Here is a 9414-nt window from a genome sequence, read left to right on the forward strand (position 1 = left end):
TTGACCTTTCGTGGTTAAGTTTTGTTCGAGGTAAAATCGTTTTAGGCGCGGCGAAGAGTATGTAGCCTAGTCATTTTAAGCAAATATTCTTCAACAAAGCATAAAGCGATTTTAACCGAACCCTTCGGGCAGTCCTTGTGGTTCATTTCTACTGCGTTATCGCCTTTTCATGTAGGCTAACTACACATCAAAGCCTCTGCCTTGTATAAATTTCCCACAAGAGCTGCAAAATAAAGCTCGAAAGGTTAACAGCCCCTTATAACTAATTGTGTTGAATAAGCGATTCCGGTCTCTATCTGGTGATAAATGCATATTCGCGTACATTATTAATGTGATCATGATCGGCTAAAAGAAGGCGTTCTTCCCATAATATGCTTACTTGATTTTAAGTGAGGCTAAATCCGGTGCGATGAATTTCGTAATTAGGCTTTAGAAATAGTATGAGTACATTAGTCGCGATTTCATTAACAACAGGTATTTTGTCAGGTCTATGGGGATGGATTGCTATCTCTTTCGGCTTATTGTCATGGGCCGGTTTCTTAGGTTGCACCAGTTATTTTGCTTCGCCAACGGGCGGTGTTAAAGGACTAGCAGGCAGCTTACTGACCAACATGACAGGTGTATTCTGGGCAATGGTGATTATCGAAAGCTCGACCTTCGCAGGGTTAGAGATTTTAGGCTATATGATTACCGCTATTGTCGCTTTCTTTATGTGTATTCAAGCCAAACAAGCGTGGCTAGGTTATATCCCAGGGACCTTTATTGGTTGCTGCGCGACGTTTGCAGCAGGCGGCGATTGGCAACTTGTCGTGCCATCTTTACTGCTTGGTGGTGTCTTTGGATACTTGATGAAAGCAACGGGGCTTTGGCTTCACGAAAAATCGACTCAATCTTCGGAAGCGGTTGAACAACACGCTAAGCAAGCGAAGGCTTAATTCGTTAACCTAGCCTTAATTCGTTAACCTAACCTTAGTTTAGTCACTGTGAACTCTTGCAAGATAACCCCCAATTAATTTGTATATCGATTTATACAGGCACACCACTTGGTGTGCCTTTTTTGGTTTCTTAATCAATTCAAGAAATTATCAACAGAAGAACTAATAGCACTTATCAGATAAGCAAGAAGCTAGGTATTTCCGTTTGCCATGGTGATCACGCGTTTCAAAGTCCATCTCAACAACAATGGAATACAGTCTTGTCCTTGATTCTCACAATGAGACACGATCGCTAAAGCCAGGTCTGGTTTTGCGTGTTTCTTGAGAACTTTAGCCACAACTTTTTTCGCTGGAATAGGGTGATCATAAGGAATCTTAACCATGTCTCTGAAAAAATTCTCAAACCCATTCATGTACAAGTAGTGCTCGATGTCTCTATCAGGCAGTTCTGTGAGGCGATGTCGTTCTTGATCATTACCGAGTTTAGATAGCACAGTCGCCGCATACTTCTTACCAGCAGCGTCTCCGTCAGTCACCACGTGCCAATCGATGCCAAACTCTTGCGCTACTTTAATGAGCGCTTTAAGACCAGACTGCGCGAACTCAATAATTTGAACGCCTTCCGCAGCAAGGTTATACCCACATTGGTTTGCTAACTCGTTAAACAACCAAACTTCGGTTTCACCTTCTACCAACAACCAACAGCGAGCATACAGAGCGCCGGACCGGTGAAAACGAATATGAAAACCAATTCGACGAAGTTCATCTTTGCTGAAGTGGTTCACATTGAGCTGGTTGGCTATGGTTTTATCTGACTGACGTACCAAACGACGAATCGATTGAAGCGGCACAGCAGCGAGTAGATCGCCACTGTTGGTGGTCAGGATTTTTTGCATGGGCAGCTTTTGCATCAAGCTCCAAGCCCTTGCCAAGTGCGTTGGGTGCAATCGACCTTCTGGATCTTCAAGGATCAAAAGAGGGCGAGCACATCTTCTTAAGTCATTTGGCCCTTTTGCTTGCAAATAGGCATTAAGCAACCCCATGAATAATAAGCGAGTTTGTTTGTTTTTGGTCTCTTCGACCAATTGATGAATGCTCTTGTCGTTCGCACCAGCTGAGTAAAGTAACCCATCACGCGGTTTTCTCGGATTTTTACGTGAGACACTCTTAAATGAGAAGTAGTGTTCTATTAAGCTTTGCATCGACTCAAGACTACTGCGCATTTCACCTTTATTAACATGTCCGGGTATCGCCATAAGGCGACGGCAGGTGTTGTCGATGCGTTTTTCTATCCTTGCCTGACGCCCATTTCCGTTTCCATTGCTACCATTACCATTGGTTGTTTGACTCTGGCCGTTACCATTTCCACTCACATTATTAGCGTGCCCGTTACTAGCATGAACGGTGTTAGTGTGAACATTACCCGGTAGATGAGCATTGTGGTTAAGTGAATTGCCGTTGAAAGGGCGATCGAAGTGCCTTGCGTCTCTCAAACGAATTACAGGGTGTAACGTCATTAATTCTTGAGCGAGCTTTTCTGAGTGATGAAGCTTGAGAGGGTTTCCGTCCAACCCCAAAAATGCATAGTGTGTGGTCGTTTCATATTGATCTAACGTGGCACTGATTCGATAATAGATACGAAAAACACCAAACTCGTCTTGAACCCACACCGGTTTGAGTTTGCGATAACGTCCTGCATTTAGCTCACTTTTATCGTTGGCTTTTAATGCGAGAACAATTTGAAGGTGTTGAGACTGTGGATGTGAAACTGAGTAATCGACATGGAAATCGGTCATTTCGAAGTGATATGGAGCTCCGTCTGAAGGGAGAACGACGGAAAGGGCATCCAATAATGAAGACTTACCCCAAGTATTTTCACCAATAAGCGTGGTTAGCTCATCAAACGCAAGAGACATGCGCTTAATACCTCGAAAGCCAGAAATCTCGATTCTTTCTAGTTGCATAGGCTTACTCCTAACGGAAGGCTCTGCTAATTGTTTGAAAGCTAACAGATATCTTTAATCATAATCGAAAAACACAAATCTGGTATGCTCACCTGTCACAAAACCCGTTGTTTATTTATACGGTGCAAAATGAGATTTTCGATCTATCTCGAGTATTTTTTTGCAGTGCAGTTTCATAAAATTCACGATTCTGTCATGATTCTCGACCTAGTATGAAGGGACAAAGAGAGAAGAAAATATGACTAAAAAGAATAAGCCGACAAAAATAGTGTTGGCACACATCAACGACACCCACTCATACTTTGAACCAACCTCATTACAGCTATCACTTAAAATGAACAACCACATCATTGAACCTTATGTGAGTGCTGGTGGTTTTGCTCGAATTTCAACACGCTTTAAACAAATAGAACAAGATGCCCAGCGTCAGAAGGTTGGAACCCTGTTCCTGCATGCTGGTGACTGCTTCCAGGGCACTTTGTACTTTTCTTTATTCAAGGGAAAAGCCAACGCCGATTTGTTGAACGCCCTTAATATAGATGCCATGACGCTCGGCAATCACGAGCTAGACATGGGTAATGAGCCCGTTGCGATTTTCGCGAAAAGAATCAAATTCCCACTGTTGGCCGGTAACTGGAATCTATCGAATGAGGATATCAATAAAACTCATACCTTAGCGGACAACGAAATTGTTAAGCCTTATCTGACTGAAACACGAAGTGCCTCTTTTATAACGAAAGAATTTGATGGCGAGAAGGTTGCAATATTCGGCTTAAGCATCGACAAGATGGCAGGCATTGCTAATCCAGATATCGATACTCCGTTTGAAAACGCTTTAGAAACCGCAAAAGCGACCATTGAGCAGATTCGTAAAGCTGGCATCAACAAGATTGTGTTACTTAGCCATCTTGGTTACGAAGCTGATTTAGAGTTAGCAGCCAACGTAACAGGTATTGGCGTCATAGTTGGTGGTCATAGTCATCGCTTACAAGGTGATTTCTCTGATATTGGCTTAGTTAAAGATGATGATTACGGCGTGAAAGTCGGTGATACCTATGTTGTGCAAGCGGGTTTCCACGCCATGAGCCTAGGACACTGCGAAATCGAGTTCGATGCTGAAGGCAAAGTGACTCACTTCAATGGTAAGAACGAACTGCTGTTAGGCCGTCGACTGTTTATAGATGCAAAGCTAAGTGAAGTCGGGCAAGACGACGCTCATGATATGGCGTGTGAGTTTTTGAATAATCACCCTAATATTGCAGTGTGCAAGAAAGATCCGGAACTACAGAGCATTCTGACGGATAAATACCAGCCGAGAGTTCGAAAACTTCAACAACAAGTTATTGCTAATGCAGACACAACACTGCGCCATATTCGGATCCCAGATGAGAAAGGTCCAAGTCAGCTTGCTCCGTTGGTTGCTCAATCATTTCACTACTTGATGAATAAGAAAGGGCATCAGGTTGAATTTGCGATTCACAACGCAGGTGGTGTTAGAAATTCACTCAATAGTGGTGATGTATCCGTTGCCGATATTGCCGGAAAACTACTACCGTTTGCCGTACCCATTGGTGTGTATGACGTAAAAGGTGAAACGATCGCAGGCATGCTCGAAGGAGCAATCAACAATGCATTGGATAATGGTGTTGTGGGCACGGGTTCTGGCAGCTTTCCTTATACTCATAACTTGAGATTTTGTTATCACAAAGAAGCACCCTTAGGACATAGGATTCATCATCTAGAAATACACTCTGAAACATCCGGTTGGCAGCCTGTGTCTCGCGACCGAATTTACCGAGGCGCGTCGTCAGCCTATACCATGAAAGGAAAAGAGGGTTATAACGCCGTCTTAGATATGATAGGTGATGGCGTGGTGACGACCGATTCTATGGCCGACTGTTTTATCGAGTTTCTACAAGAATACCCAGAGTCTCTTAAACACAATGAACCGCTGAATTGCATGGAGTGTTTTAGATAATCAGCATCAATGATTGCACTTAACATTATTAGTTATAGCTGTTTATAAATTTGGCACTGTTTATGCTTTATTCCTGCAGGTCGCACTTCTTGTGGAGATAAGCATGGATAAGAAAGATTGGTTAGATGCAGTAGCGGTGGTTGGTTGGGTATCGGTTTGGTCTGCGTTAGTGTATTTGATACCGACGGCAGGATTGTAATTTACGCAAGATTGTAATTTGCGCAGAATTATAACTTGATCGTTTTGCAGTGTAACTACGCAGTGCCATCGTGAATTTGGTTAGCAGATTTATTCTTAGAATCAATTCGAGTGTCTATTTGATAGGGTGGCATCAATAAGAAAGGAGCATTTGCTCCTTTTTTGTATTTCTAGTGCAAATTTTAATAGACGAAACACAAATAGGGGAATATTATCCACGCGTTTGGGGAGTAGTTAGCGCAAGTTTACATGTCGTCATCTCGTTAGGCTAAGAGCCTATCCGGTATGTAAAGGTGAAATCCCATATTTCACTTCAACGAGACCAACGCAATCACAATCAAGATCCGTCGTGGAACTTGATATGTTTTGTTTGCGGAAGGTCTTTGTAAAGTTCTTCCGCCCGGAGGAATAATGAACTCAACTCAATCTCTATTATCTACAAATAGTGAATCCTTTTTTTCATCGCCAATCATGACGACTTATGCGGGTTTTTTCCTGCTAACAGTGATTCTCGTCTCTATTGATATCTATCAGACTCGTGGTGGGAACGTCACAATTAAAAAAGCGGCAATCTGGAGCGTTTTTTGGTTTGTACTTGCATTTTTGTTTGCTGGTTCTATTTACTTATTCTGGGACATTTATGCACCAAATAGTGACTACACAGCGCAAAAAGCAACCGTGTCATTCATTACGGGTTACTTGCTAGAAAAATCACTCAGTGTAGACAACCTATTTGTTTTCGCGATGATCTTTGCTCAATACCAAGTTCCTGAGCATCTAAGACCACGTGCGCTTCTTTGGGGCGTAATTGGTGCATTGGTACTTCGTGCAATTATGATCGCACTAGGCGCACAGCTATTGGCGGAATACCACTGGGTACTTTACGTGTTCGCTGCGTTCTTGATTGGTACTGGTATTAAACTGGCGTTAGACAAGGGCGAAGAGGAAAGCGTGAATACACTGCCTGAAAAGCTACTTCGTAAAGTGATGCCGGTAACCGAAGATTTCCATGGCCCTGCATTAATGGTTAAACAGGGTGCTAAATGGGCATTCACTCCAATGATGTTGGTGATCGGTGCGATTGCAGTTATGGATGTGATGTTTGCATTGGATTCTATTCCTGCGATCTTTGCGGTAACACAAGAACCTTTCTTAGTACTTGCTGCAAACGTATTTGCGTTACTTGGTCTCCGTTCTTTGTACTTTGTACTGCAAGGCATGATGGATAAGTTCATTTATTTGAAGCCTGCACTGGCATTCATCATGGTCTTCATTGGTGTAAAAATGCTACTGGTTGATAGCGAATGGGCCATCCCGACGTATTGGTCGTTGGCGGTGCTGATTTCTACCATGACGATTGCGGTTATAGCGTCGATTTATGCGAAGAAGCCAGACATTGAACAAGTGAATTAGAAACAAATATAACTTATCGAAAAGTTTATAATCGGTACGTGGTCGATGAAGTGGGAAATTTATTCATGTAAAATTTCTGTGACATTGGCCACTGTGATTTGAAGAGTATTTGTACTAAATGCATGTTTTTAACGCCATTGTGAATTTATACTCACCATTTGTGAATATGTATTTCCACACCTTGTTAACGGTTTGTTTTATTAGAAAAACTAATCTGAAAGTCCAAATTTAGTCATTTTTTAACGTGTAAAAAATCACCTATTATTCTTGTCATCAGAACGAACCACTTAAACAAATTTATAGAGAGGCAATCATGGCTCAAGCAATGCAAATGAATACTATCGCTGTTCCTAACTCTATGGATAAGAAGACCTACTCGGTTAACTTCAAAGGATTGATTGCACACATTTTCGATATTCTTTTTGTAGACAACTCTCCACGTAGTTACTACTCAAGCGACCTATCTGGTCACATGCAACGCGATATCGGTATCAACCGTTAATCTCTGCGTTAACATGTAAAAATATAGAATTTTAAGAAAACGCCAGCTTCTGAAGCTGGCGTTTTTGTATCTGCAATAAGCTGTGTATCTCAAAGAAACTAAGCATTTAAAATAAACTAAGCACCTGAAAACTCATCACCTGAAAGAAAGACTTAGGCATAACGGTCTGTATTTGAGCACCAGTAAATTCGCTTCGTACAAGGATCACGGTATGTCACACGCCAGCTGCAACTCACCATTGATTAAACTCTGTTTACTTGCCTTACCGATCGGCTTTTACTCTTCTGTGTCGATTGCACAAACCTGGAGTAACGAAGGCCAGCCTGCGCAGGTTATCGAACTGTTCACCTCTGAAGGTTGTTCAAGTTGTCCGCCTGCTGATGCCTACCTTAGTACTTTTGAAGACGACCCTAATCTTTGGACACAAGTCATTCCTCTCGCCTATCACGTCGATTACTGGGACTACCTAGGGTGGGGAGATAAGTTCGCGAGCAAGGCATTCAGTCAGAAGCAACGCTTGTACAAAGCTTATGGGGTAACAAGTGGTGTTTATACCCCGGGCTTTATCGTCGATGGAAAAGAGTGGCGTGGTTACTTTAATTGGCTAGACAGAACCTTGCCATCGCTCCAACAACAAATTAATCCTAAATTAACAGTGAACCATAAAGGCGATACGTTCAGCGTGCATTACGAAGGCAAAGGTGATTATGTCGCTCATATTACCTTGTTGGCGATGAACGAAGTCACCAGCGTTAAAGCGGGCGAGAACAGAGGTAAGAAACTTGAGCACGATTTTGTCGTGGTTTATGACGGCTATCGACGTGGTGAGTCTGAATGGCAATTCAATGTCGATTTTGATCCATTAGTCGCAACGCCAGATGCTGTAGCCGTGTGGTTAACCGAACCTAACTCGTATACACCGGAACAAACGGTAGCAGGGTGGCTGAATTAAACTTGCCATAACTTGATACTGGATGTGTTGTAGTGGGGCTCATTGCTAAAACACGAGAGAAAGGGGCGATTTAGTTACGTAATACTGCTGAAATACGTTAATATAGCGCGCTATTATTTTAGCTTTGAGTTCCTGCAATTAATGACTAACACCACAACACCAACCAACTTCTCTGATCTTGGCTTAATCTCTCCTTTGATGGCTCGTCTTACCGAGCTTGAATACCAACAGCCAACGCCTATCCAAGCGCAAGTTATTCCAAGTGTGTTAGCAGGACGCGACCTAATTGCAGGCGCAAATACAGGTTCAGGTAAAACCGCAGCCTTTGCACTTCCACTGTTACAACAAATCGATGAAGATGCACCTCTAGACCGTCGCTCAGGCAAAGGTAACTATGTTTCTGGCCTTATCTTGGTTCCTACACGTGAGCTTGCTAAGCAAGTTGCCGATAGCGTTAAGTCTTACGCAGTACATTTCAACGGTGCAATCAAAACTGTTTGTGTATTCGGTGGTGTATCGGTGAACACTCAGATGCAAGCGTTACGTGGCGGCACAGACATCTTGGTGGCAACACCGGGTCGTTTGCTTGATCTGATCTCAAGCAACGCTATCAAACTCGATAAAGTAAAAACGTTAGTGCTTGATGAAGCTGACCGAATGTTGAGCCTTGGCTTTACAGAAGAACTTGATGCGATCTTGAAACTTCTACCTAGCAAGAAGCAAACTCTGTTGTTCTCTGCGACTTTCCCTGAGCAAGTTAAAACGTTGACTCACGAATTACTGAACGACCCAATTGAAGTCCAACTTCAAAGTGCCAATGCGAGCACGCTAGTTCAGCGAGTATTCGAAGTCGAAAAAGGCCGTAAGACAGCTTTGTTGGCGCACCTGATTCAACAACACGAATGGCGCCAAGCTCTTATCTTCGTGAATGCGAAGAACAGCTGTGAACATTTGGCTGATAAGCTTTACAAGCGCGGTATCATTGCGGAAGTATTCCACGGTGATAAAGGTCAGGGTTCACGTACTCGTATCCTAGAAGATTTTAAATCTGGCGAGATTGACGTTCTGATCGCGACAGACATCGCAGCTCGTGGTCTGGATATTGAAAAGCTTCCTGTAGTGATCAACTTTGACTTACCACGTAGTCCATCAGACTACATGCACCGTATTGGCCGAAGCGGTCGTGCAGGTGAGGTTGGTTTAGCATTATCTTTGATCGATCACGAAGACTACCATCACTTCACAATCATCGAGAAGAAGAACAAAATTCGTCTTGAGCGTGAGCAAATCGAAGGCTTTGAAGTGGATGAAGAAGCAACCGCTGCACTTGTTGCTGCATTAAAACCGGTTGCGCCACCAGCAGGAACTGGCAAGAAGAAAAAGAAGAAAGCACCTAAAAACCAAGATGTTTGGTTGAGAAATAACTAAATTAAGAATGGTTAGATTATAGATACAAGAAAGGCGCTCAATTG

Annotated in this window: 7 protein-coding genes; 6 read left to right on the forward strand and 1 reads right to left on the reverse strand. The window is 42.9% G+C overall.

Annotation, left to right across the window (positions count from 1 at the left end; genetic code table 11):
• The first annotated feature begins 440 nt into the window (after positions 1-440).
• Positions 441-935, forward strand: a complete 495-nt coding sequence (locus tag AB4232_RS20760; RefSeq protein ID WP_102250468.1) for a DUF1097 domain-containing protein — start codon at positions 441-443, stop codon at positions 933-935.
• A gap of 191 nt (positions 936-1126) precedes the next feature.
• Here AB4232_RS20760 and AB4232_RS20765 read toward each other — a convergent pair whose 3' ends face one another.
• A complete protein-coding gene (locus tag AB4232_RS20765; protein WP_372087914.1) occupies positions 1127-2899 on the reverse strand; it encodes a DUF2813 domain-containing protein in 1773 nt (590 codons plus the stop codon).
• 238 nt (positions 2900-3137) lie between these two features.
• Here AB4232_RS20765 and AB4232_RS20770 point away from each other — a divergent pair, with 238 nt between their 5' ends.
• The 5 genes from AB4232_RS20770 to AB4232_RS20790 all read left to right on the forward strand — a co-directional run bounded on the left by AB4232_RS20770 (position 3138) and on the right by AB4232_RS20790 (position 9370).
• A complete protein-coding gene (locus AB4232_RS20770) occupies positions 3138-4877 on the forward strand; it encodes a bifunctional UDP-sugar hydrolase/5'-nucleotidase (protein WP_372087915.1) in 1740 nt (579 codons plus the stop codon).
• Positions 4878-5486: 609 nt separating this feature from the next.
• Positions 5487-6488 carry a TerC/Alx family metal homeostasis membrane protein gene (locus tag AB4232_RS20775; RefSeq protein ID WP_086713932.1) on the forward strand — a complete coding sequence of 334 codons (1002 nt, stop codon included), beginning with the start codon at positions 5487-5489 and terminating at the stop codon, positions 6486-6488.
• Positions 6489-6801: 313 nt separating this feature from the next.
• Positions 6802-6990, forward strand: a complete 189-nt coding sequence (locus tag AB4232_RS20780) for a hypothetical protein (RefSeq protein ID WP_009845310.1) — start codon at positions 6802-6804, stop codon at positions 6988-6990.
• Between the two features lie 211 nt (positions 6991-7201).
• Entirely contained in the window at positions 7202-7942 is a 741-nt protein-coding gene (locus AB4232_RS20785; RefSeq protein ID WP_029222772.1) for a DUF1223 domain-containing protein, read from the forward strand.
• A 141-nt stretch (positions 7943-8083) separates the two neighbouring features.
• Positions 8084-9370, forward strand: a complete 1287-nt coding sequence (locus AB4232_RS20790; protein WP_372087916.1) for a DEAD/DEAH box helicase — start codon at positions 8084-8086, stop codon at positions 9368-9370.
• The last annotated feature ends 44 nt before the right edge of the window (positions 9371-9414 follow it).

It is taken from the genome of Vibrio sp. 10N.286.46.A8 (assembly GCF_041470165.1).
Classification (GTDB): Bacteria; Pseudomonadota; Gammaproteobacteria; order Enterobacterales; family Vibrionaceae; genus Vibrio; species Vibrio tasmaniensis_A.

Coding starts and splice junctions, on each gene's coding strand:
- AB4232_RS20790 (WP_372087916.1), top strand. CDS start 8,084: ATGACTAACACCACAACACCAACCAACTTCTCTGATCTTGGCTTAATC.
- AB4232_RS20785 (WP_029222772.1), top strand. CDS start 7,202: ATGTCACACGCCAGCTGCAACTCACCATTGATTAAACTCTGTTTACTT.
- AB4232_RS20770 (WP_372087915.1), top strand. CDS start 3,138: ATGACTAAAAAGAATAAGCCGACAAAAATAGTGTTGGCACACATCAAC.
- AB4232_RS20760 (WP_102250468.1), top strand. CDS start 441: ATGAGTACATTAGTCGCGATTTCATTAACAACAGGTATTTTGTCAGGT.
- AB4232_RS20765 (WP_372087914.1), bottom strand. CDS start 2,899: ATGCAACTAGAAAGAATCGAGATTTCTGGCTTTCGAGGTATTAAGCGC.
- AB4232_RS20775 (WP_086713932.1), top strand. CDS start 5,487: ATGAACTCAACTCAATCTCTATTATCTACAAATAGTGAATCCTTTTTT.
- AB4232_RS20780 (WP_009845310.1), top strand. CDS start 6,802: ATGGCTCAAGCAATGCAAATGAATACTATCGCTGTTCCTAACTCTATG.